Source organism: Micromonospora sp. KC207 (assembly GCF_004348615.1).
Taxonomy (GTDB): Bacteria; Actinomycetota; Actinomycetes; order Mycobacteriales; family Micromonosporaceae; genus Micromonospora.
Map to the genome: position 1 here is coordinate 1 of NZ_SMKJ01000083.1, position 23271 is coordinate 23271.

A 23271-nucleotide genomic window follows, 5' to 3' on the forward strand; every position below is an offset into this window, starting at 1 on the left:
CACCAACCCCACCCCCGCCAACCGATTCACCATCACCGCGAACAACCGATCAGCCCGATCACCCTCGGCCAGCCGGTCCCGGAACCCGCTGAGCACCAAATGATCAAACCCCGGCTCGGTCAACTCCATGCCCAACGCGTACTTCCAGTCGACACGCCACGCCACCGCCCGCGCCGCCTGCCGATCAGTGAGATTCTCCGCGTACTGCAACACCGACACCAACGCCAACCGCCCAGGCGACAACCCCCGACGACCATCGACCGGAAACCAGCCAACGAAGTCGTCACCGACGAACAGCTCCTCCAACCGATCCCGCGTCACCATCGCCACAGTGCCCTTCGGACTCGCAGCCTACGCCACCCGAGCCGTCTCCACCGGCACCACCGAACCCGAACCGCGCCCCATCGACATCCCACTACCCCAACACCGAGAAGCCCTCAACTCCGGCAGCGACGCACCCCACCCCGATGACACAACCAAGATCACCAACAGCATCTCGAATGTGAGACAGAGCCGAAATCGCCCCACCCTGGACCCGGTCGAACGGATCGCGCGCCCGGCGCGTCGCCCAGGGGGCTGCCCAAAGGGTCTGAGTAAGGACGGCCTCCGGGCTCAGTTGACGAGTCTGCCCGCGGCCCCAGCCGACGAAGTGACCAGCAGCGTGCAGCCCAGCACCGAGGCCGCAATTTGATAACCGATCGAGTGCAGGCCCAGTACCTCCGGGGCCGACGTCAGCGCCAGGCCGATCGAGATGGGCAAGGTCAGCACGGCCAGCACGTCGACGCCGTTCGCCAGCCAGAGCAGCATTCCCGACGGGAACGCGCCCAACGGCGTCTCGATCAGCGTGCTGCCCAGGCCGGTCGCGCTCGCCTTGGCCCGCTGCAGCCCCGCCACCGCCAGCGCCGGACCCGCTACCAGGCCGAGCAGCCACCACGGCCCGTCCACCCGGCCGGCCACCTGCAGGCCGGCGAGCGCCAGCGCGCACCAGACCCCGGCGAGCACGCTCGGCACGACGAGCCGCTGGGCCATCACCTGCCGCCCGGATAGCCCGAGCAGGCGCAGCAGGGCCGGGTTGGCCCGGTCGCTGTGGGTTGATTCTGCGGTCAGGCCCGCCGGGCCCAGCGCCGGGATCAGCACGATCGCGATGAGTAACCACCGCGGCGAATCCACCAGCACGGTCGGCAGCGCCGCCGTACCGAGCATCCACCACACCTTGACCGCCTTACGCCGGACAATGATCAAATCCTGGCTCACCAACGGCGGAAGGGCGGCCCAGCGAAACAGACGCGACGGGACGAATCCTGCCCGGCGCCGCCAAAACCGGCGAGTGCTCGCCTCCGTCAGGAAGGAGGGCTCGACCGCGTAGACCGCGTCCGCGTACGCGCCGGCGGTGGCGGAGGCCTCGATGATCCGGTGGACCGGCCAGTCGTCCGCCCCCCGCCTGGTCAGGACCATCGCGACGACGGTGATCAGCAGCAGCCCACCGGCCACAACCAGCCCGAGCGGCCCGGACCGCAGCCCCGCCGTGGAGAACGTGAGGTCACCGCCGATCTGGACGACCACCGCAAGAGCCAGCAGGGCCGTACCGATGACACCCACGGCAAGATCGGCCGAGCGGGCCGCGGCCGAACGGCGCTGCACCTGGATCGCCACGAGGGCAACGAGCATCGCGACGGCGCAGCCGGCCACCACGATGGTGAGCACCGCGGCCCGATTGGCCGAACGCTGCTCGATCCGCGCCGCGACGGCGAGCCCGGCCAGCCCGCCGACCACCATCGCCGCCGAAGCGACCAAACCAATCGCCGGAGTGAAGAGCATCCGCCGGGACACCGGCGCGGGCAGCAGCCAGGTCGCGTCGCTGCGGCTGATCGACAACGGGCCGATCTGGCGGAGGACGCGGAAGAACCCCGCCAGTACCACCCCGACACCGACGAGCACGAGGCCCGAGACCGTCCCGGCCTGTGGTTCGCTCGGCCACAGCATCTCGATGACGGGCTGGCCGACCAGGACGAACACCATCCCCATGGCGAGCGCAACGCTGTAGACGGTCGAGGGATCCACCCGGCCGTTCGCGGCGACCTGCCGCGCGCGCAGCCAACGCCGGACATTCACGGCCGGGGCGGTGGCGTTGTCGCGGCTACTCCGGGCCATAGTCAGTGGATTCACTACTGCGCACGACCGACCAGGAAAGGCACCGCCCCCGAGCCCGCCACGAACTCCTCGTCGTGGCTGGCCATCACGAGCGTGCCACCATCAGCCACATAGGACGCGAGATGCACGGCGACCGCCCGCTTGACGGAACTGTCGAGGCGTTGCTCCGGCTCGTCGAGCAGCAGCAGCCGGCTCGGCCGGACCAGCACAGCGGTCAGCAGGAACCGCTGGCGCTGCCCGGACGAGAGGGTGCTGGGCAGGCTCCCGTCCAGGCCGGTGAGGCCAAGGGCGGCACAGACAAGATCGATTTCCTCGTCCGCAGCGCCGCCACCGTTGGCCACCCGGACCAACTCGAGGTGCTCGCGGACGGTCAGCCCGTGATACCAGGTAGGTGACTCAACCGTCGTGGCCACCTGCCGCCAGAAGTCGACCCCCTTACCCGGCGGCTCGCCGAACACGCGAACCGCGCCCGCGGTGGGCTCCTGGATGCCCGCCACACATCGCAGCAGTGTCGACTTACCCGCCCCGTTGGCCCCAAGGAGCGCTAGGGCCGTACCGGTCGGGACCCTCAGATCGACCCGGTCCAGCACCTTCGTCGGGCCGTAGGAGACCGACAGCCCGGCGACATCGACCGCAACGGGAGGCCCTCCGGCCCGGGAACCCATCAGAAACACCTCGGCAATTTGGCGAAAGGGTCGATCCGAAGTGTATCGGACACCCGCGAGAGCCGAGTCAGACGTAGACGGAGACGTGACGCTGACTCGCGGCCGTGAACGCCTGCTTCGAGAAGTCGCCCCAGCGCTGTTCCAAGCGCAGGCCGCAGGCCTCAGCCAGCAGATCGAGCTCGTTTGGAAAGGCGTACCGCATCACGTGCTGAGTTGTCTCCGGCACACCACCATCCAGAATAGTGTGTACACCGACCATCAGCTGCATCGAACGATCGACGCTGATGGTGTCGAGCATGATCGCGTTGCAGCCGAGATGGCGTACGGTTAGCGACGGCCGCTCCAGGCTGTGGAACGGTGTCGGCTCGAACACCTCGACTACGAACCGGCCCCTGGGCGCCAACTGCTCGCGGACCAGCTTCAGACAACTGAGCTGCCGCTCCTTCGTGACGGCAGAGAAGAACGTGTTGAGCACGACCACGATAAGGTCAAACTCGCGTCCCGTCCCCTGCGTCGTGAAGTCGCCAATCTCGGCGCTGACCCGGCCGTCCGGGTCCTTCTCCTTCAGCTTGGTCAGCATGGCGGGTGAGCCGTCGATGCCGTACACCTCGTAGCCGCGCGCGGCGAGTGGCAGCGCGATGCGGCCGGTGCCGATGCCGAACTCGAGCACCCTCGCGGGTGCGGGGCAAAGCTCGGTCAACAGAGCAATCGTGGCCTCGGTGTCGATTTCGATGTGCGGATACATCTGGTCGTAGACAGCAGCCAACCGATCGCCGTACGGCGCATGGGGGATCACCGGCAAATCCTGTTCTCTCGCAGGGGTCGGGACTGTCACAGCTTTTCGAATCTGGATAGGTAGACGTATTCGGGCTCTTCGCTGCTGTCGTAGCCGCTGCTGCGAGCGAGCATGAACTGGAAGCCCTTCGGGGCGACGGCGCCCGCCGCCGTGCGGACGTGGCGTTCCACCAGGCCGCAAAGCAGCTTGTATGCAGTACCACTGGTGCCGTCGTCGCCGATCAGGCTTATCTGCCGGGTCAGCTGATCGCATAGGTCGAAGATCGCCTTGTCCAGCCGCCGCCGGGGGAACCAGAAGCCGTGCGACCAGGCGCGCTGCCGCACGCTGACCACGTTGACCCACGGCGTTTCGGTGCCGTCCACCTCCAACGTGCGACGCAGCAGCACGAAGTCGTGCTGGGCCGGCTCCGGGGCGAGAAACCGCCAGTCCGGGATCAGGGTGCCGGTGACGTCGTAGCGGCGCACCCGATCGAAGACACGCTGCGGGTGTTGACTGGCGACGCTGGCCACGAGCCAAGCGCCGAGGCCGAGGCAGGCGCCGCCCCAGAGGACATCGCGACCGCGTACGCGCCGGCTCATCGGCGTCCCTCCCGCAGGTCGCGGGCGAACGCGGTGACGTGGCCAACCACTTCGTCAGCATGACCGGAGGCGGTGATGATGGTTTCGTGATCGGCATCCGCAACGACGTGCGAGACCATCGCGCTGCCAGCGCTGCCAAGCTCGGCGTTGAGTTCTGCCTGGGCCGGGTCGTCCTCAATGGTCTTGCCTGCGGCGAGCACCAGGATCCGCGCTTCGACCTTGGGAAGCTGGCCATCGAAAGCGTCGAACTCGGCCCGGGTGGCCTTCCACTCGCGATGCGCTGCCGACCAGAGTTTCGGGTCGCGGTACTGGGCCAGCGTTGACGGCTGCGACTCGACCGGCAGCCGCTTGAAAGCCTCCGGCGCGTCGAGCAGCGAACCGAGGCCGAGCCGCATCGACGGTGCCATCAGCCGCAGCGTGCTGTCCAACATCCGGGTGCCCCCGGCCTGCCGCGCCGATCGGATCAGCTCGCCGGGGTGACTCGAGTCGATCAGCGCCACTCCGCGCACCCGCGCGCCGATCGCCTCTGCCGACCGCAGGGCCAGATAGCCGCCCAGCGAATGACCGGCGATGAGGATCGACCGGTCGTCGGCGGTGTGCGCGACAAGGTCGGTGAAGTCGGCGGTCGAGTCGGCCAGCGTAAAACCGCGGCGAGCGCGATACTCACTCGTGCCGTAGCCAGCCCGCTGGTAGACGACCGTGGTGAAGCTCGCGGCAAGACCGCGCCGAATCCATTCCCAGTGCTGGTCCGTGGCCGCCAACGCGGTCTCGAGAAAGATGACCGGGCCGGCTGCGGCGGGATTGGTCAGCGTATAGGTCAGGGTGTTGCCCGCACCGGTCACCAGGCGGCGCGCCTGCGCATTGCTGCGCATGACGACGCGACGCCGGCGGACTTGGGCGGCCAATCCGGTGCCGAGACCCGCCGCAGCGATGGCGCCGGCCACGATCGGCAGCACGTCGCTGCGTCGATGAGGCTGCTCGGTGGAGGCGGCTCGCCGACGAGGATCAGTGGCGTAGAGGACGGCCGGGTGCATCGCGGAGAAAGCGCCGACAAAGCGGCCCAGCCCCATCAGACCACCGTTGGCGACGTGGAAGGCCGCGGCGGAGCCGACGAAGGCGGGAGTCAGCCTGCCGCGGCTGCCGAACACGGCCGGGAACAGACATTCCATGGCGAGGACCGCATGGCCGACCACCATCGCGGACCTGGGGAAGCGGGTCGCCGTCTTCCACGCGCCCTGGTGGCCGTACGTGACCGTGCGCATGACGCCCGGCAGGGCCCGGCCGGAGCGCCAGGTCGGGCTCACCATCTTTACCCAGCCCGACGCGGCGTAGTTCAGCGTCGACTGCAGGGCCAGGAACCACAGTGCGGCGTCGACCACGCGCGGGTCGCGACTGGACCTGGCCACCGTCGCCGCAGCCTGCACGAGCAGGGAAGCCTGATCGGAGCCGTCCGAGCCGTAGATCTGGCCGTGGAAGGTGCCGACCGCTGCGGTGGAGATGATCGCGTTGGCCGCGAACCGGGATTTGTGCAGGCGATCCGTGGGGGCGAGCAGAAATGCTGAGGAAAGCGCGCGGGCGACGTGCAGTACGGTGGTCGTACGCGGATCGGAAGCTGCATTGAGCAGCTTTCCGGTCAGGACCCCGTGATAGCGGATATTTTGCTGGCTGACACTCCAGTCATTGACGCCGCCGGGTTTCCGGTCGGCACTTCGCGCCAGCAACTCTAGGCTCGCCACGAGATGTGTGGCGGCGCTCATTCTCTCCGCCATCAGCAGCGTCCGTTCGCGATCCAATGACCGCGCGGTGAATACCGAACGCGCCAGGCGCGCCAAAAGGCTCACGTTGTCGTCCCTTCCACTGCGGCCGGTGGTGGATTCCGATACGATTGCGGGAATCGGGGCCCACCGTCGTGCGCCCCGATTCCCACATCGCCGCCCGTCAGACGGACCCCACTGCCGTGATCAGTGCCGCCGGAACCAGGACCGTGACGGCCGCTGGCGTGAACAAGACCGGCGTGGTGGCCGTCATCTTCTTGGCCGGACTGTCGGCGGAGAGCTTGCCGAACTTCTCTTCCGAAATGCCGTTGGCGTGGCTGACAACGTCGTACATCGCGCCTCCCGTGAGGTAGAACCCGACGCAGGCCGACCGACAGGACATCGCCTTAGAATTCACATATGTCAATACTAAGATCCGGTTGACATTCGTCGAGCTGATGTGGATTGGCCTCCTGTAGCCAGGATTCACGCTAACCGAAAGACCATCCGCAGTACGCCCCCCATTGACTGCGACAAACATCACCATTACCTACCGCTGTGATAGAAGTATATCAACTTATATCATCCACTAACTTCGCTCCAACTGGAGCATGGAAAGCGCCCGGCGACCAACGGGAGACCGCCAAGGTGGCTGCAAAAGAATTAAATACCGTGGTCGATGCTGTTATCGTCGGCGCCGGGCCCAATGGTCTGGCTGCCGCGCTCGTGCTCGCCGGCGCCGGGCTCAGCGTCCGGGTGTTCGAGGCCGCGCCGACCATCGGCGGTGGTGCCCGCACCCAGGAGCTGACACTGCCGGGCTTCCGGCACGACGTCTGCTCAGCGGTGCACCCGATGGCGCTGGCATCACCGTTCTTCCGGGCCTTCGACCTCGCCCGGCACGGCGTCGACCTGCGCCGACCGGAGATCGCGTACGCGCACCCGCTCGACGGCGGTCGCGCCGACCTCGCCTGGACGGACCTCGACCGCACCGCCGACGGCCTGGGAGCGGACGGCCAGGCCTGGCGGGCACTCTTCGCACCCTTGGTCGCCCGCTGGCCGGAGGTCGTCGCCGCTATCATGTCTGACTTCCGCACAGTCCCGCCCCGGCCCACGGCGGCCGCCCGGCTCGCGCTGTCGATGCTCGAACAGGGCACCGCCCTGCGCGGCCGGCGCTTCTCCGGCGATGTGGCGCCCGCGCTGCTCGCTGGCGTAAACGCCCACGCGATCGCGCCGGTCGGCGGCCTAGCCCCGTCCGGGATCGGCCTCGTGCTCGGCACCCTCGCGCACGCCGTCGGCTGGCCCATCCCCGTCGGCGGCAGCCAGCGCATCATCGACGCCATGGCCACCGAGCTACACCGCCGCGGGGCGACCATTCTCACCGGCACGCCGATCGCGTCCCTCGATGAGCTACCGCCGAGCCGGGCGGTCCTGCTCGACGTCGCGCCGGGCGGCCTGCTGCGGCTGGCCGGAGAACGACTGCCGGCCCGCTACCGACGGGCACTTGCGCGCTTCCGACACGGCGGCGGCGCCTGCAAGGTGGACTTCGCCCTTGCCGGGCCGGTGCCGTGGGCCGCGCCCGACTGTGCGCGGGCGGGCACTCTACACATGGTCGGCTCCCGCGCGGAGGCCGACCTCGCCGAGCGTGAAGTCGCCGCCGGCAGGCACGCCGAGCGGCCGTACGTGCTCGCCGTGCAGCCCACGTTGGTCGACCCGGGCCGGGCCCCTGCCGGCCGGCACGTGCTGTGGGCGTACGCACACGTGCCGAACGGCTCGACCCGAGATGTCAGCATCCAGATTCAGGCGCAGATCGAACGATTCGCACCCGGCTTCCACGACCTGGTACTCGGCACCCACGTGATCACTGCCGCCGAGCAGGAACGACACAACCGCAACTACGTGGGTGGCGACATCTCCGGCGGCGCCACGACCGCCTGGGGACTCGCAAGTCGGCCGGTCCTGCGCTGGGACCCGTACGCGACCCCGCTGCCCGGCGTCTATCTCTGCTCGGCCTCCACTCCGCCGGGTCAGGCGGTGCACGGGATGTGCGGCGTGCACGCAGCCGGCCGTGCGCTGCGGCAGCGCTTCGGTGTGCGGCGGAACCCGCTCGAGTTCGTCGCAGGATAGCTGTCTGGGTTCCTCAGCTTGTTCTGCACTACTCCAGCGGCGCTGGGTGAATTGAACACAATCGCAGCTCAGTGCCGGTTTTGGCCCGGCGTCCGGCGAGAAATCTGCTAGATGCACGTCGGTGTTCCCGGCGGAAGGGCGGTGCTGTCACACGGCGTGTTGTGCCACCTCTCGTCGAGGACCAGTCATGTTCTCTGCTTGTGGTGGTCGACGAGATCGCCGATTGGCCGTCGGTCTGAACCATCTGGTGGGATGGTTCGCGCACCGATTCGGGCGGGCTGAACCTCGACGGCAGTGTTGAGATCCTCGCCGACGGCGGACCGCCGGCGCTGGTCGATGAACCACAGCCACTCGTGCGGTGTCTCGTCGAGGTGACGGTGGGCCACCGAGGCCCCCCGGCGACGTGTTCCGCTGGATCGCCTTCTACCACCACCGCCGCCGCCACTCCGCACTCGGCTACCTCAGCCCCGCCGACTACGAACAGACCCTCACACCGACTACGCTGCACCAGATCGCGGCATAGCCCGTGGCGGGTGGTTGATCATTGTCGACTGTGGCATGACGTGATGGCGACGGTGATGTCTCACCTTGACGGGGTAACGGTTCAGAATGTCGCCGTGGTGAACGGCAAGGTGATTATCTCGGCGGCGGCCTCTGCGACGATGGCGGCTTGCCCGGACTGCGAGACGGCGTCGAGTCGGGTGCACGGCTCTTATCGGCGGAGGCTGGCCGATGTCGCGCTGGCAGGCTCGCCGGTGGTGCTGGACCTGCGTGTTCGTCGGTTCGTGTGCGTAACGCTGGACTGCCGTCAACGAACGTTCGTAGAGCAGGTCGAGGGTTTGACCGGTCGATTCACCCGCCGCAGTCAGCCGCTTCGGCGAACGTTGACGGCGATCGGACACGCCCTGGCCGGGCGTGCTGGAGCCCGGCTGAGCTGCTCGAGATGGGCGTGAGCCCGAACACGATGCTGCGACTGATCCGTTCACAGCGTGACCATCCGTCCGTCCGAGGGCCGCGGGTCCTGGGTGTGAACGACTTCGTTCTCAAACGGGGTCACGTCTACGGCATGGTGCTGATCGACATCGAGGCTGGGCACCCGATCGACGTCCTCCCCGACCGGACCTCTGGCACCCTGGCGGCATGGCTTCGGGAACACCCCGGCATCGAGATCATCTGCCGGGACCGGGCCAGCAGCTACGCCGAAGCCGCCCGAACCGCCGCCCCTGATGCGGTGCAAATCGCAAACCGGTTCCACCTATGGCGCAACCTCTGCCAGGCCGTCGAGAAGGTGGCGGCCGCCCACCGCAACTGCCTCGCCCCGCCGAACCCGAAGGCCGAAGATGAGCCGCCACAACCGCGGGCAGCTCCGATCCCTGAACAGCTTCAAGGCCCGCTGGCCGCACGAACCCGAGACCGACACGCCGCCGTCCACGAACTGCGTCGGGCCGGCGTGAACATCAACGCGATCGCCGAGAACCTGGGCCTGGACCGCAAGACCATACGCCGCTACGCCCAAGCCGAAACCGCCGACGACCTGCTCAGCCACGGCCGCCTAAGCAGCACCGGACGAGCCCTGCATCCCTACCTGACCCATATCCATTAGCGGTGGAACGCCGGCTGCACCGACGCCGCCCTCATCTACGCCGAGATCCGCCAGCAGGGCTACCGCGGCAGCGAACGCACCGTCCGCCGCCACCTGCAACCCCTCCGCGAGTCCGGCGAGCCACCTCCAAGCCCACCCACCGGCGTGACCGTGCGACAAGCGACGAACTGGATCACCCGTGACCCGAACACCCTCACCGGCGAGCACCGGGCCAAGCGACACACGATCATTGACCGCTGCCCTGCACTACGCGAAGCCGCTGACATCGTCAGCTCCTTCGCCGTGATCATGACCAACCTTCGAGGCCAAGACCTACCCGACTGGCTCGGCAAAGCCGAGGCCAGCACGGCAGCAGCCATCCGCAGCTTCGCCCGCGGGCTACGCCAAGACCTCGCCGCCGTCACCGCCGGACTGTCCATGTCCTGGAACTCCGGCACCGCATCCTGCATGCCTGAGCATCACGCACCACTCCACAACCGAGTGGATCAGAGCCAAAACTACTGGCCACCGGCCGCACCCGCCGCTACCGCTACTACATCTGTGCACCTGCTTCACCCGCAGCCGCTACGGCCAACACGCCACCTGCACCGCCCCAAGGCTCCCCGCCGACGACCTCGACCACATGATCCTCAAAGCCCTACACGACTTCAACACCACCGCCGAACCCATCCTGGCCGCCATGATCGAACGCGCCCACGCCCAACGAGACACCACCAACCACGACCGGAGGGCGGAACTCACCACCATCGCCCACCAGATCACCACCACCGACGCAGCCATCACCCGCTACCACACCGCCTTCGAAAACGGCACCATGGACGACGCCACCGCCGGCCCCCCGCATCCACGAACTCCGCCAACGACTGACCCAACTCCACACCCGGCACGCCGAACTCGAGGCCGGCCTCGCCACCCAACCCACACCGCCGCCACCCGGCACCATCACCCGGATCCGCGACCACCTCACCACCATCATGACCAGCGGCACCGCCACCGAACGCAAGGCAGCCATCGAACCCTCATCGTCGAAGTCCGACTCACCGACCAGGGCGTCGTTCCCGTCTTCAAGATCCCCACCGACACGACGATGCCCCCGCCCAACCCGGACGGGGGCACTCACGATGAACAACCACCGGTTCGCACGATGGTGCGGTTGGTGGGCCGCCTGGGACTCGAACCCAGAACCTAAGGATTAAAAGTCCTCAGCTCTGCCATTGAGCTAACGGCCCGCTGAGCCACAGATTACCCGAATGCCTCCCCCGGGTCGGGTCCGCCTGTGGGCAGCTCTGCGGCCCGGTTCGGTCAACCGTGCTGGAATCCGCAGACGCCTTCCGGTCCTACGTGACGATCACCTGCGGCGGCTTGCGAGCACCAGCCCGGAGGATCTACGACCGCCTCGGCTCCCTGCGCTGCCCCCGCCCCAAGGGATCGTCCGGTACGTGGGCGACGACCTCAACAGCGCCAAGTCCTCCGAGGTGCCACTGAGCGAGCGCTTGCAGCTCGCGGCGAAGCTTGGCCAACACCTTGTCGGACGGGCTTCGGCCCCGGGTCCACGAGCGAACCGTCGCCGACGAACAGCACCACACCCATTCGCCCTACCCAGCCTGCCAGGCAAGAATGAACACGCCGGCTACCCGGTGCGGCTGACGTAGAGAATGGCGTTGAACAACTACCCGGACGCCGCTGCTTTCGAGGTTGAGGCGTCGGGTGTAGTGGGCTTGTCGGGTTCGGGCTTGATGGCGGCGGCGCCAGTCTGACCAGCGCAGACGGTGGGCGAGGTTGCGGATCGGGCGGATGACGCAGGCGTTGATCAGTCGGCGGATCTCGTTGACGGTGAGCTTGATCAGTCCGGTGTCGGCCGGGCCGTGGTCGGCGGCGTCAGCGGCGCGGATCGCCAGGACGGCGAGAGCGGCCAGGGCGAGGGTGGTGAACCGGTGCCGGGAGTCCCAGCGGCGGACCTGGTGCTGGTCGAGGCCGACCTGGCCCTTGGCGGCTTGGAAGCTCTCCTCGACCGTCCGGCGGATGCCGGCGACCCGCACGAGCGGGGCCGGGGTGGCCGGTCGTGGGGTCCGGCAGCGGTAGAAGGCCCGCTCATCGGTGGTGGTGTTGCGGCGGATCAGGAGGCTGTGGTGGCCGCTGTCATCGGGGTCGGCGTCGGTGCAGACGTCGTCGAGCCAGGCCCAGTCGTACAGACGCGGGCCTTTGCATCCGGCTCCCGCGTTGCGGCGTTGCCACGCCGAGGCCGGTAGCTCGGCGGCGACCCGGTCAGCCCGTATCCGGGTCTTGCCGCCGTCGAGGGGGATCAGGTGGCTGCGGGACACGGCCAGGACATAGCCCAGGCGGTGTCCGCGCAGGTGGGCGCGGAAGACGCTGCTGTTGCCGTAGGCCTCGTCCGCGGTTGCCCACCCGGCCGGGACGCCGGCGTCGAGGGCCACGGTGATCATTTCTGCGGCCATGACGGCTGGTGGCGAACTCGATCGTGTCGGGGACTCCGGCGGCCTGGCATCGGTCCCGGTCATCGGTCCAGGACACCGGCAGGTAAACCCTGCGGTCGATCAATGTGTGCCCGTGCCTGCTGGCATAGCCGCAGAACACCCCCCACCTGTGCGTTCCCGATCCTGCCGGCGGTGCCGGCGCACTGGCGTTGCACCCCGACCGTGTGCACACCCTTCTCCAGGCCCCCGGTCTCGTCGACGACCAGGACCGCGTCCGGGCCACCCAAACGGCCCACGACCACCGCCCGCACGTCGTCACGGACCGCGTCGGCGTCCCACACCGCCCGACACAACAACCGCCGCATCGCATCCGGCCGCGCGCGCCCGGCCCGCTCCGCCAACTGCCAGCACGTCCTGACCTCGACATCCGGAAGCAGCCCCGACACGAACACCACCGCCGTCCGACGCGACTCGACCCGCCCGAACCGTCCCGCGACCCCGTCGCACACCCCGGTCAAGACCTGCCACCACCGGGCAGGGTTCACGCTGTGGCACACGGCCACCGGCAGATCTGAAGTCATGTCCACAACAGACAGATGATCACGCGGCGGCCGCACCTCGTCTACCCAGCCCCCACCAGCGACATCTCAAACGGCGGCTGCCGTACTGACACCCGCAAATCCGAGCAGCCGTCGAGTCCCCGGCGTAGCAGGAATTCCCGATCGAACGGAAGAAACCGCCCCGTCGGGCGCTACTCGCACTGGCGCGTCCTCCGGACGGTTTGATGGTGGCCGAAGGCGCGGTCCGTAGCGACGATTACCGCCCCGGCCCAACGGGTCCAATAGCAACCCGCGTAGGGCCGCGTAGTCGAACGAGTCCTGGTAGAAGCCCCTTCCGCAGGCAGGCTGCGCCGGTGTCGCACGGCTCGTGGCTGCTGGAAGCCATCGACGCCGACCCGGATCACCTTGCCGCCTGCGCGGTGAGCTTATCGGCCGCCTCGCCTGCGAGGGTTGTCTTGCTGGCGGTGTCCGGTGCGTCGATCGCCACCCGAAGCAGGTGCGTTGACCGCCGTGTCGCGACCCGCTCAACCAGCTCGTTTGTCAATCCGCCCGTGGGAGACGCCCTCGTGTGCCGTTGATCGGCGACTGCCTGCTCATCGCGCGATTCTGTCCGAGCTCCGGCACCTTGATGATCGAATCGAGCCAGGGCTCGGGCGTGAGCTGGTCGCGGCATCCCGCTACGACGGTTGTCCCGGTGCTCGCTCTGCGGCTGCTGTGAGCTGGTCGGCCAGGTTCTTCAGGGCCTGCCGTAGTTCGTCGGGTCGGTGGATGGTGAAGGGCCATTCCAGGGAGGCGAGCAGGTGGGCCATTCCGTCCAGGCGCTCTGCCCTTGCGTGCATCAAGACACCGGCGGTGTCTGCGGTGAGTGTCACGGCGGAGCGGGGCAGTCGGCGGGCGATGTCGTCCAGCGGGCCGTGGATGAGAACCTCGACGTCCCAGCGGTAGGGCACTTGAGCCAGTGCCGAGGTCAGGTGGGTGACGGGGTCGAAGTCGTCGGGGGCGGTGAAGGTCTGCGTGCGGGTCGTGACTGATGCGATGCGGTCAATGCGGAAGGTCCGTAGGCTGTCGTGCCGGTGGTCGCGGCCGACGGCGTACCAGCGGCCGCGATGGAAGACGACGCCGTAGGGATCGAGGTCACGTTCGGTCTGGTCCTGGTGCCAGGACAGGTAGCTGATGCCGACGGTGGTGCGGGCGCGCGACGCCTGGGCCAGGGCCAGCAGCACACTCGTCTCGGGTGCCTGTGCGGTCACCGCGTTCGTCGTGAAGGACAAGGTCTCTCGCATGGCGGCCAGCGGCTCCCGCAGGCTGTGCGGTAGGACTCGTTCGATCTTGGCCAGTGCGCCCGAATTCGCGGGGGTGATCATGCTCATGCCCAGCCGCTCAGCGGCAAGCAGGCCCACGACGACGGCGAGGGCCTCGTCGTTGGTGAGCACCAAGGGTGGCATCCGGTAGCCGCGGGCCAGGCGGTAGCCGCCGTGGCGTCCTCGTTCGGCCTCTACCGGGATGCCAAGTTCGCGCAGGTGCGCGGCGTACCGACGCACGGTGCGGACGTCGGTGCCGAGCCGATCGGCCAGCTCGGAGCCGGGAAGCCGCGTGTGCGACTGGAGGAGTTCCAGCAGGGTCAATACGCGGGTGAGGGGATGCGACATGGATCACTCGACCATTTCAGGGCGGAACTTGTCCTGTATTGATCCTACGCTCGCGGCGGCACCTCACTTCAGGGAGATCACATGGCTACCTTCGTACTCGTTCCCGGCGCCTGGCTCGGCGCGTGGGCCTGGGAAGACACCGCGCAGGCTCTGCGTGAGCGCGGGCATACGGCGCTGCCGCTGACGCTGACCGGTCTCGGCGAGTACGCCGACCGGGGCACCCCGGAGACGGACCTGGAAACCCATATTGCGGACATCACTGACTTCGTCGAGCGACGCGATCTGCGCGAAGTCACTTTGGTCGCCCACAGCTACGCAGCTGCTCCCGTCACCGGGGCCACCGGGCGCCTTGGTGATCGGCTGGAGCGTGTGGTCTACGTGGACAGCGCCCCGTTCGCCGCTGGCATGTGCATGCTTGACCTCATGCCACCCGAGGCTGTCGACCAGCTGCGCCAGCAGGTAGCAGAGTTCGGCGACGGGTGGCGGCTGCCGATGCCGCCCTTTGACGTCCTGGGCTTGTCCAGCAGCCTCTACGGACTCGACGAGAACAAGCGGGGGCTTCTGCGCGCAGGTGCCACCTCCCAGCCGTTCGGCACCTTCGAGCAGCGGCTCGCCGGCCCGGCCGAACCCAGCCCAGACGTCGACCGCGTCCTGGTCGCTTGCAACGACTTCAAGAACCTGCTGGACGCCGGGTTGCCGATGTTGGCGTTCCTCAACCAGCCGCCGTGGCGGCGTTTCGACCTGTCGACGGGGCATTGGCCTATGTTGTCGGCCCCAGCCGAACTCGCACACGTTCTCGGCTCGGCCGTCTCCTGACGGCGCGGAGCAGAGATGCATCCGATGCTTCACCAAAAGCGCGTCCGCCGGATGCGCGCCCGCGCGCAAGCACTGGCCGACGGCGTCCGGGAGGACTCCGCCGCGGCGGTCGTGCGGCGGGTCTTCGCCATCCAAGCGCAGGACGCCACGGCAGCCGACCTCGGCATCCGCGCGCGCGGCCGCGACATCACGGCCAGCGCCATTCGCACCGCGTACGAGGACGAGAGAAGCATCGTCCGCAACTGGTTCATGCGCGGCACCCTGCACACCATCCCCGGCGAGGACGCCCGCTGGGCGCTGCGCCTGCTCGGCCCGCATTTCCTCGCGGCGACGAGCCGCCGCTACCAGCAGCTCAGCCTGGACGACGACCTACGCCAGCGCGCCGACCACCTGATCCGACGCGTACTGGGCACGCACGGGCCGCTGACCCGAGCCGAGCTGACCGAACACCTCACCGCCCTCGGCATTTCCCCTGACGGACAGGCGCCCTTCCACTTGATCCGCCACGCGGCACTCGCCGGCATCATCTGCCACGGCCCGCAGCGCGCCGCAGACGCCACCTACGTCCTGCTCGACGACTGGCTGCCCAGCACCGGAAGTCACCTCGAGCAGGACGCCGCCCTCGCCGAGCTTGCCCGCCGCTACCTGATCGCCTTCGCGCCCGCAGGCGTCGAAGACTTCGCAGCCTGGTCAGGGCTACCCATCACCTGGGCACGCAGCGCATGGAAGAAACTCGCGCAATCCGGCACGATCACCACGGACGCCGGATTGACCGCGCTCGCCCGACACGGCCACCTGCCCCTGGACACGCCCCGCACGCCCGACGTACGTCTGCTCCCGGCCTACGACAATTACCTGACCGGCTCCCGAACCCGCGAGGGCTCCGTCCCCGCGGCCCACCAAGCCCGGGTCTGGCCCGGAGGCGGAACCATACGAGCTACCGTAGTCGCCGACGGCCTGGCCGTCGCCACCTGGACGCGCCGCTCCGGCGGACGCACGATCCAGGTGGAGCCGTTCCAGCCCTGGCCACCTCAGATCCAGACCGAAGTCGACACGGAAACCGCTGCCGTCGTGCGCTTCCTGCGCTCCACCGCACTCATCGAACCGTAGAGCGCAGGCCGGCCGGGCCGGTTATGTAGGTGACGTGACCGTCTCGGGAACTGGTAGCGAAACGCTGCTCCACGGCGGAGTTCGGCGACGAAGTGGCTGCCGAAGTACCAGGACTGCTCGTACTTGGTGACCATCGCCAGACCTTGTCGGTCGGCCGCGGCAGTCACGCTGGACCTGGTGCTGAAGAAGCCTGCCGTACGCCTTTCGTTCATCGCGGGTGCTTCCGGCGGCAGCTCGACATGGCTTAGTGGGGGTCGCCGTGGACGACGCATGTCTGACGTCCGGTGAGCCGCGCCCACGCTGCTCGGCATCGGGCAACGCCCTCCGGGGGCATCGCGCCCAGGTCGATCCTCGTCTCGGTCTCGGCGTGCAGGAGGTCGGTCGACGATCGCCAACCTGGGCGCTGCGGCCAGCCCTGCGTCCGCTGATCCCGAGTGTTCGGGCCGGGATTGCCGCGGGGATTTCGGTGGCGAGTCGGAACAGCTGCACGTCGGTGCAGGCGAATGCGCAGGGCTTGTTGCGAGCCGTAGAGCGTCCGTTCTTTCGGCTGCGCAGCCGTCTGAGCGGGTTCCAGATCAAGTAGCGGTGCAGGATTTTCCGGCGGTGCGGATCCTGTAACGCGGCGAGGAAGTCGGTGAGCGCCTGCTCGAGGCGGACGAGTTCCTCGTCGCTCTCGGGCAGTGCGCCGACAGCGACCAGGGTCAGACGCAGATGCTCGAGGATGGGGTGTTTCGACAGCTTGCCGAATGCTTCGTGGGTCAGGGGCATTCGCGGCAGGCAGATTGCCGTCGGTCGGGCCCACGATCTCGTCCAGGCGACTGTTGGTTGGGCAGCGTTCCCACTGTCCTGGTTTCGGGTGGTAGGGGTTTCTGCAGGTGGGACGAGTGGCTTGTCTCGCATCGTCGGCCGGGTAGTCGACGTGGCGCCCGGCGGTCAGCAGACTGTCTCCAGGACCGGCGAAGGGCATGACGCGGTACGTAGGCAGCAGCCCAGGCGACGGGTGGCGGTGGAACGGCAGGAACGGCAGGAACGGCACCGGTGAACGGTGACGAACCGATCGGCCGGAGGGGCCGCCGCACGGGTGACAGCGATGGCGCTCGCAGGCGATCCGGGACGGACGGCTGCGGGACCGAACACGGTGAGCGGCCTGGTCGGCGGCAGGCGGTCATGCGGGTGGGCGGTTGTCCCCCGGCCGCCCACCCGCGGTGCCCGGCTCAGCGGCCAGCCAGCTCCTTGACACGCGCCGCCGGCTCCACGTGGACGGGGTGCGGCATGGTACGCCGGCCGGACCAGAGCACCCGGGCGACGATCCCCGGCGCGAAGAGCCCCGGCGGTGGCGTCATCAGGTTGGCGACGCTCAGGAAGCGCCGCCCCACGACCGGGTGCCGCGCGGCGGCAGCGTGCAGCCGGGTGACATACCCGTTGAGGAAGCGGGTCCGGCGGCTGCGCGGCCCGACGACCGTCGGGTAGCGCAGGTCGGCGCCGACGGCCATGTCCCACGGCACGTCGACCACCTTCGCCGCGCTGGCGAAGAAGCGGCGGGGCAGCTCCTTCCGGCCCTGCCGGAGGCAGTCGCGCAGCACCACCGCCTCCGCCGCGGCCACCGTCATGCCCTGCCCGTACGCCGGGTTGAAGCTGCATATTGCGTCGGCGACCGCGATGAAGCCCTCCGGCAGGCGGGCGAGGTGCTCGTAGCGACGGCGCACGCTGGTGGGCAGCCGCATCCGCTTCGGGGGGCCGAGCGGCTCCGCCCGGCTCAGCAGCGCGTGCAGCTCCGGGGCGGGCAGCCGCGCGGTGAAGGCGAGGTAACCCTCGGGGTCGGTCGGTGGGGCCTGGTCCGGGCCGACGCCGAGCAGCGTGACCATCCACCGGTCGCCCTCCGCGGCAATGGCCACCCCGCCGCGCGGGGCGGCCGGCGAGGGGCTGCTGACGAAGGCGGCGAAGTCGGCCTCGCCCGGGGTGCGGCGGTAGTCGCGGGAGACGTACACCGTGCGAGGGTCCACCCGGTCCTCGACCGGCGGCTGGTAGCCGAGTTCGGCGAGCCAGGTGGGGCCGCGGTTGCCCCGGCCGGTCGCGTCCACCACCAGGTCGGCGTCGTGGCGTTCCTCCCGACCGCCCCGGGGCAGGACCCGCGCGCCGACGACCGCGCCACCATCGGCGAGCAGCCCCAACGCCTCGCACCTGTCCCGGATCTCCACGTTGGGCAGCGCCCGGACCCGGTCCCGGACGTACGCCTCCAAAACGCGCCGGCTGACGCAGAGCACCTCCAGTCCAGAGGCGACCCGGGGAATTCGATGGCCGTCGTTGATCCAGAGGCAGTCCCGCTGGACGTCGATGGCGACCGCCCCCTGGCTGGTCAGGTCGGCGGTCAGGCCGGGGAAGAACTCCTCCAGGATCTGGCGGCCCCGGGCGAGCAGCCCGTGCGAGTGCCCGCTCTGCGGCACACCCTTGCGGTCGACGGCCTCCGCCGGCAGCTCGTCCCGGTCGAAGACGGTCACCTTCGCGTACGACTCGCTGAGCACCCGCGCGGCGAGCAGGCCGCCGATGCTGCCGCCGAGGATGATCGCCTGCCCGGTTCGATTGGTGGTAGCCACGGCTGACTCCGTTTCACTGAATGGGTGTCTACAGTGAGCGACGCGGCATGCCCGTGGGCAAAGCGAATTCGTGGACGGCTAGCTGACAGTAGATTTCCCGTCAGCGATTCCGCCACTTCCCGATCTGCATGCCGATCGACTTCAGTCGCTATAGCCCCTGACCGAGGCGCACCTCGGGAGGTTTGACGCGAACGGTGACACCTCGGTGACCAGCTACCGATACAGCGTCGGCGCGTGGTCCCGGCGGGGGCTGATGGGGCGGCCATTGTGACGATCGACGTCGGCCATTTGAGCGGTGAGCGTCCGGTGTACGCGGTGGCGGTCGACCGCCACGGCCGGCTAAGTCCCATGACACAGGGATCCTTCACGGTCTCCGTCATGTGGAGCCTCAGTGGCCGGGCGCTCGACATGAACAACTGGCTGCCGGTGGAGGGGGCGACGATCCGGCTGGAGCCGGTCGGGATCGAGGTTGTCACGGGCTCTGACGGCGGCTTTCAGTTCGCCGTTGACCCGGGTCTCTACACACTCACCGGCACTTGCGCCGGCCCGCCCAGCCTCTCGGGAAGCAGCCAGCAGTTGGAGGTTGACGGTCAGGGACTGGACTACGAGCTGTACCTGATTCCTACGTTCCTGGAGCTGACGACCAGCACCCATCGCGATGAGATGGTTTCGCTCGATGGCCCTGGCGCTCGAAGCCGGGGCCATTGCCGGGCCGGCTCCAGCCGAGGGAGGAGTGTCATGGACAGCCGTGTCCGAAAGCGAGCAGCCAGGCCAGCGAGCACGAGCGGACGATGGCGCACCAGGACGCCGTGCCCGACGTGAGGAACCAGCGGAGGGCGGGCAGGGTGTATGCGGTGGAGCTGGGCCCTGTCTGGCGAAGCATGTCTCGACGGTTCACGTCGCCTTCCCGAGTGACCCGGCTGCGCGAAGTGCTGCACGAGGCGCGGGCGACCGTTGGCGAACTCCGGGTCGCGCCCCGGCACCCGCCGGACGTTGATCGCTGGCAACAGCACGATCTTCACGCACGGCGCGGTCCCTGCGCTCAACCAACTGATGCTGCCCTTCCTCAGCCTCGTCTCGGTTTCCGAACTCAACCGCAATCCAACGGTCAAGGACGAGATTTCGAGCGCTCAAGAAAATCGTGACCGAGTCGGTCAACGAGTACCTGGCCCCGATCAGGGCACGCCGGACCGAGTTCGGGCAGGACCGCACCTACCTCCGCGAGACGCTGCGCGAGGGCAACGAGCGCGCCCGAGCGGTGGCCGATGCCACTCTCGCCGAGGTGCGGGCCGCCATGAACACCTACTACTGACGCCGACCGACTCGGCGGGCCGGTGCGGGTGTCCGGTGCGCAAGTGAAAGCCACGTACGCCGCCCGGTGCCCGCCGACCCGCCGCCTCAGCTCCCGCCCGTGGGGTCGAAGAGGGAATCCGGCGGGCCGGCGGTGACCGGCTCGGCATGGTGCGTCGGCGGCGGGAGTTGCCGCGCCGGGCGGCGGGAGTGCAGCCGTACGCCGGCCTCCCCGCGCCGTGCGGTGACGGTGAGGGTGACCATGCGGACCGGCTCCGGCGGTGCGGCGAAGCCACGGGAGCCCCACCGGACCCAGATCGGCACCCGCCCGGCGTCGGCTTCGGCGAGAAGCTTCTCGACCGTACGGCGTCGGTCGGTGTGGTCGACCTCGATCACCACGGGCGGCGCGGCGGGGCGGGCGCAGGCCACGTCGACGACCGATCGCTGCCCGGACATCGGTGGCGGCAGCGGCACGACGCTGGCCGCCCGCCGGTAGACCCGCCAGCCGCACGCCGCACCCCAGTCGGCGATCGTGTCGGCGAGCAGCCCCGTGACCTGCTCGGTGGTGAGGTCGACGAAGGCGAGGGTGGCGAGCCGGTCGGACAGGGCCGTGGCCAGGCGCGCTCCGTCGTCCGGGTCGGTCACGGCCCGGGTCGCTCCCGCCCCTGCGGGGCCGGCCGCCGGCCCGTCCGTCGTCGGCATGCGCGGATCACTCCTAGGAGGCCATCCCGTATCCCGGGGACAACGAGAGCATCACCATCATCTACTACTCCGACGCCAGCAGCACCGTCTGCTCCACCTGGAACCGGACCACCTGCCACGCGGACTGTAATGGGTGCCGCCAGGCGATGATCCGGCGGCTCAGCGGCGGACGCCCACGCCGCCGAAGCCGTGCGACACCCCCGCCTGGGGCTCGCCGTCCGGACGCCAGTCGGCCAGCCAGGCGAGGCCGGGCTCGACCAGCTCGTACCCGTCGAAGAAGCGCAGGATGTCGGCGCGGGTGCGGGGCACCAGCGGGGCGGTGCTCTGCTGGTAGACGGCGCGGCCCTGCTGCGCGGGCAGCGGCGGGGCGCCGTCGAGGGTCAGGTGGGACAGCAGCAGCCGGCTGCCCGGAACGGTGGCGTCACGCAGCCGCGCGACGGCCGCGTACGGGTCCTCCGCGTCGGGCACGAAGTGCAGCACCGCCACCAGAAGCACGGCGACCGGCCGGGTGAAGTCGATCGACGCCGTCACGTCGGGGTGGGCGAGCAGTTCGTCGGGCCGGCGCAGGTCACCCTCGACGACGACCGTGCGGGCCGCGTCGCAGAGCAGTTGCCGGGCGTACGCGACGGCGACCTCGTCGTAGTCGACGTAGACGACCCGGGAGTCGGGGGCCATGGACTGCACCACCTCGTGCACGTTGCCCTGGGTGGGCAGCCCCGCGCCGATGTCGAGGAACTGCCGTACGCCCTGCTCGACGGCGTGCCGGACGGCGCGGCGCAGGAACGCGCGGTTGGTCTGGGCGGCGACGCCGGTGTCGGGGAAGATCTCCAGGACCTGTCGGGCGGCGGCCCGGTCGACGGCGAAGTTGTGGCAGCCGCCGAGGTAGTAGTCGTACATCCGGGCGACGTTCGGCCTGCTGTCGGCGGCGGCGCCCGGCCCGGGGGTGGTCGCGGTCGGTAGCGGCTCGCTGGTCACGGGTGTCCTCCACGAAAGCGGGTGGCGCCTGCCGCGCGGCCAGCCCCCGCAGCGAGTGCGCCCTGAATGTGTAGCACCTCGCGCGGCTGCCCGCAGACCCGTCGTGTCGTTGATCCGGTTGTGTCCGTCGGCCACCGGGACGACGGTGGGCTGCGGGCGTCGGCCGGGCCGACGCCGCGAGGTCGAGGAGGTCGCCATGACCCGTCAGCGGGAGACTGTCGAGGTCGACCCGGTTCTGTTCCGCGCCGTGTACGACTCGCCGGCCTCGCTGCCCGGTCAGCACCGCTGGGTCACCCCCGAGCAGGACGTACGACGGATCGAGAAGCTGCTCGGCATGCCGGCGCGCAGCATCGGCGCGCCCCTGTGGGTCAGCGGCGACGAGCCGGACTGCCCGAAGTGCGGCCGGCGGATGACCTGGCTGGACATCATTTCGTCGGCCCTGCACGGGGTGCACGACCGGGCAATGATCACCCGGGTGATCCTCGGTGAGCGCCGGTACGTCAACACCGAGGTCCCGGACGCGATCCCCGGGGTGCACTGCGTCGACTGCCGGAACCCGATCGACGGGCTACGCAGCTTCAAGTGCCACAACTGGGCGTACGCCTTCGAGGCGCTGGAGGACGTCGTCGAGCGGATGTCCGGCATGGTGCAGGCGGGGCCCGGCCCCGCCTCGCCTCGGGCGTGAGTAGGGGACCCTTCTCTACCGTAGGCGTCAACAGGGGGCCCTTCCCTACCGGCGGGCGCCGCCGGAAGCGGGCGAGTCGCCGGGGCGCCACCGGTCAGGTGAACAGCAGGTGAACTTTGGTAGACTGAGCCATGATGAACACCGGTTTGTCAGCCGTACCGCCGTTCAGCGACGATTTTTACCACGACATCGTCCGCTTCGCGGACGGCACGCCGGAGCCCGTCCAGTGGTTCGCCGCGCACTTCACCGAGTGGTCGATCGTCCTGCTCGGGCTGCTTCTGGTGGCGGCGGCCCTGCCGAAGCTGGGCGCCGGGCCGCGTAACCTGGCCCTCGCCCTGGCCGCGCCAGTCACCGTGGTCCTCGCGTACGGCGGCAGCGAGCTGCTCAAGATTGTCGTGGACGAGGACCGCCCCTGTCGCGCCCCGGTCGACCTGGCGATCATCGCTGGCCAGTGCCCGCCCGCCGGAGACTGGTCCTTCCCGAGCAACCACTCCACCATCGCCGGGGCGCTGGCGGCGGCGATCCTGCTGCTCTCCCCCCGACTCGCCTGGTACGCGATCCCACTGGCCGTGTTCGCCGCGTTCTCCCGCGTCTTCGTCGGGTTGCACTACCCGCACGACGTGCTCGCCGGCCTGCTGCTCGGCGCACTGGTCACCACCGCCGGCACCCCGCTGCTGGCCCGGCCCGCTAACGAACTTTTGCGCCGCCGTGCCCGGCCGGTGAAAGGAGGGGCCCCCTGTTAACGCCTGCGGTATGGAAGGGTCCCCTTCTCACGAACAGAGTC

At 69.2% G+C, this 23271-nt stretch carries 21 protein-coding genes, 1 tRNA gene and 2 pseudogenes; 11 read left to right on the forward strand and 13 right to left on the reverse strand.

Annotated elements, in window-relative coordinates:
• The 7 genes from E1258_RS35420 to E1258_RS33300 form a co-directional block, all read right to left on the reverse strand.
• On the reverse strand, nt 1-306 hold a 306-nt coding region (locus E1258_RS35420), incomplete at its 3' end, for a transposase (protein ID WP_165949750.1).
• 306 nt (nt 307-612) lie between these two features.
• Complete coding sequence (locus E1258_RS13160) at nt 613-2151, reverse strand: DUF6297 family protein (protein ID WP_132400115.1); 1539 nt, start codon at nt 2149-2151, stop codon at nt 613-615.
• Nucleotides 2152-2165: 14 nt separating this feature from the next.
• Complete coding sequence (locus E1258_RS13165; protein ID WP_132400118.1) at nt 2166-2816, reverse strand: ABC transporter ATP-binding protein; 651 nt, start codon at nt 2814-2816, stop codon at nt 2166-2168.
• A 67-nt stretch (nt 2817-2883) separates the two neighbouring features.
• Nucleotides 2884-3612 carry a bifunctional 2-polyprenyl-6-hydroxyphenol methylase/3-demethylubiquinol 3-O-methyltransferase UbiG gene (locus E1258_RS13170; protein WP_207919540.1) on the reverse strand — a complete coding sequence of 243 codons (729 nt, stop codon included), beginning with the start codon at nt 3610-3612 and terminating at the stop codon, nt 2884-2886.
• A 35-nt stretch (nt 3613-3647) separates the two neighbouring features.
• Nucleotides 3648-4190, reverse strand: a complete 543-nt coding sequence (locus E1258_RS13175) for a hypothetical protein (protein WP_132400121.1) — start codon at nt 4188-4190, stop codon at nt 3648-3650.
• Nucleotides 4187-6031: an alpha/beta fold hydrolase gene (locus E1258_RS13180; protein WP_132400124.1), complete on the reverse strand. Its 1845-nt coding sequence runs from the start codon at nt 6029-6031 to the stop codon at nt 4187-4189. The genes E1258_RS13175 and E1258_RS13180 overlap by 4 nt, the downstream gene beginning before the upstream one ends.
• A 97-nt stretch (nt 6032-6128) precedes the next feature.
• A complete protein-coding gene (locus E1258_RS33300; RefSeq protein WP_165949752.1) occupies nt 6129-6299 on the reverse strand; it encodes a hypothetical protein in 171 nt (56 codons plus the stop codon).
• Between the two features lie 317 nt (nt 6300-6616).
• On the opposite strand from E1258_RS33300, the gene E1258_RS13185 reads away from it, so the two are divergent.
• The 4 genes from E1258_RS13185 to E1258_RS13200 all read left to right on the forward strand — a co-directional run bounded on the left by E1258_RS13185 (nt 6617) and on the right by E1258_RS13200 (nt 10860).
• A complete protein-coding gene (locus E1258_RS13185; protein ID WP_132400127.1) occupies nt 6617-8068 on the forward strand; it encodes an NAD(P)/FAD-dependent oxidoreductase in 1452 nt (483 codons plus the stop codon).
• A 566-nt stretch (nt 8069-8634) separates the two neighbouring features.
• Nucleotides 8635-9021 (forward strand): transposase family protein, encoded by a 387-nt coding sequence (locus E1258_RS13190; RefSeq protein ID WP_132400130.1) that lies wholly within the window; start codon nt 8635-8637, stop codon nt 9019-9021.
• 11 nt (nt 9022-9032) lie between these two features.
• Nucleotides 9033-9671, forward strand: coding sequence for a transposase (locus tag E1258_RS13195; RefSeq protein ID WP_256370996.1), 639 nt, complete (start codon nt 9033-9035; stop codon nt 9669-9671).
• Between the two features lie 622 nt (nt 9672-10293).
• Nucleotides 10294-10860, forward strand: a complete 567-nt coding sequence (locus E1258_RS13200) for a hypothetical protein (RefSeq protein WP_132400136.1) — start codon at nt 10294-10296, stop codon at nt 10858-10860.
• On the opposite strand, the gene E1258_RS13205 is transcribed toward E1258_RS13200, so the two are convergent.
• From E1258_RS13205 to E1258_RS13215, 3 genes and pseudogenes are all read right to left on the reverse strand, one after another.
• Nucleotides 10826-10900: transfer RNA gene (locus E1258_RS13205), tRNA-Lys, on the reverse strand. The genes E1258_RS13200 and E1258_RS13205 overlap by 35 nt on opposite strands.
• A 471-nt stretch (nt 10901-11371) precedes the next feature.
• A pseudogene (locus E1258_RS13210) lies at nt 11372-12669 on the reverse strand (IS701 family transposase); the annotation flags it as partial.
• Between the two features lie 674 nt (nt 12670-13343).
• Complete coding sequence (locus E1258_RS13215; protein ID WP_132400139.1) at nt 13344-14315, reverse strand: YafY family protein; 972 nt, start codon at nt 14313-14315, stop codon at nt 13344-13346.
• An 81-nt stretch (nt 14316-14396) separates the two neighbouring features.
• Between E1258_RS13215 and E1258_RS13220 the strand changes: the two genes are divergently transcribed.
• Both E1258_RS13220 and E1258_RS13225 read left to right on the forward strand, forming a co-directional pair.
• Entirely contained in the window at nt 14397-15131 is a 735-nt protein-coding gene (locus E1258_RS13220; protein WP_132400142.1) for an alpha/beta fold hydrolase, read from the forward strand.
• Nucleotides 15132-15155: 24 nt separating this feature from the next.
• On the forward strand, nt 15156-16241 hold the full coding sequence (locus E1258_RS13225) for a winged helix DNA-binding domain-containing protein (protein ID WP_243715416.1): 1086 nt from the start codon (nt 15156-15158) through the stop codon (nt 16239-16241).
• Nucleotides 16242-17455: 1214 nt separating this feature from the next.
• Here E1258_RS13225 and E1258_RS13235 read toward each other — a convergent pair.
• A complete protein-coding gene (locus E1258_RS13235) occupies nt 17456-18835 on the reverse strand; it encodes an NAD(P)/FAD-dependent oxidoreductase (RefSeq protein ID WP_132400147.1) in 1380 nt (459 codons plus the stop codon).
• A gap of 267 nt (nt 18836-19102) precedes the next feature.
• Here E1258_RS13235 and E1258_RS13240 point away from each other — a divergent pair, with 267 nt between their 5' ends.
• From E1258_RS13240 to E1258_RS13245, 3 genes and pseudogenes are all read left to right on the forward strand, one after another.
• On the forward strand, nt 19103-19657 hold the full coding sequence (locus tag E1258_RS13240) for a hypothetical protein (RefSeq protein WP_132400150.1): 555 nt from the start codon (nt 19103-19105) through the stop codon (nt 19655-19657).
• 186 nt (nt 19658-19843) lie between these two features.
• Nucleotides 19844-19969: pseudogene (locus E1258_RS35860) on the forward strand (tryptophan--tRNA ligase); the annotation flags it as partial.
• A 7-nt stretch (nt 19970-19976) separates the two neighbouring features.
• The gene (locus E1258_RS13245) at nt 19977-20147 is read left to right on the forward strand and encodes a hypothetical protein (protein WP_207919541.1); all 171 of its coding nucleotides are present in this window, start codon (nt 19977-19979) and stop codon (nt 20145-20147) included.
• A gap of 86 nt (nt 20148-20233) precedes the next feature.
• Here E1258_RS13245 and E1258_RS13250 read toward each other — a convergent pair whose 3' ends face one another.
• A complete protein-coding gene (locus tag E1258_RS13250; RefSeq protein WP_132400153.1) occupies nt 20234-20827 on the reverse strand; it encodes a hypothetical protein in 594 nt (197 codons plus the stop codon).
• A 159-nt stretch (nt 20828-20986) separates the two neighbouring features.
• Nucleotides 20987-21802, reverse strand: a complete 816-nt coding sequence (locus E1258_RS13255; RefSeq protein WP_371688610.1) for an SAM-dependent methyltransferase — start codon at nt 21800-21802, stop codon at nt 20987-20989.
• A gap of 196 nt (nt 21803-21998) precedes the next feature.
• Between E1258_RS13255 and E1258_RS13260 the strand changes: the two genes are divergently transcribed.
• Together E1258_RS13260 and E1258_RS13265 are read left to right on the forward strand one after the other, a co-directional pair.
• Nucleotides 21999-22487 (forward strand): hypothetical protein, encoded by a 489-nt coding sequence (locus E1258_RS13260; RefSeq protein WP_132400159.1) that lies wholly within the window; start codon nt 21999-22001, stop codon nt 22485-22487.
• A gap of 134 nt (nt 22488-22621) precedes the next feature.
• On the forward strand, nt 22622-23230 hold the full coding sequence (locus tag E1258_RS13265; protein ID WP_243715417.1) for a phosphatase PAP2 family protein: 609 nt from the start codon (nt 22622-22624) through the stop codon (nt 23228-23230).
• Nucleotides 23231-23271: the final 41 nt, after the last annotated feature.